At 74.4% G+C, this 324-nt stretch carries 1 pseudogene; it reads right to left on the bottom strand.

Annotated elements, in window-relative coordinates:
* Positions 1-324: pseudogene (locus tag B0W88_RS32375) on the bottom strand (DNA polymerase III subunit gamma/tau); the annotation flags it as partial.

The following is a 324-nucleotide window of genomic DNA, read 5'->3' as shown; positions in this document are numbered from 1 at the left end:
GCCCCGCCGGCGGGGCGAAAGCTCAGCATCCGCAGCAGCACCATCAGCAGGCCCGCATATTCATCGGGCGCCAGCGCCAGCTCCTGCCGGCCGTGCAGCGCCATGCTGTACATCAGCTGGATCTCGTCGGCGGGCAGCAGGGCGGCCAGGCGGCGGGCCTCGGCCGTGTCGGGATCCTGGTCGTCCAGCGCACGCGGCGCGGCCTGGGCCACGGCCATCTGCTGCAGCAGCGTGGACAGGTCCTCCAGCGTGCCAGCGGCCGACAGGCCCAGGCTGCGCAGGCGGTCGGCCTGGGCAACGACAGCGGCACCGTCGGACGCCGCC

Source organism: Pelomonas sp. KK5, assembly GCF_001984095.1.
Lineage (GTDB): Bacteria > Pseudomonadota > Gammaproteobacteria > Burkholderiales > Burkholderiaceae_C > KK5.
This window is presented reverse-complemented; position numbering and strand designations above follow the sequence as displayed.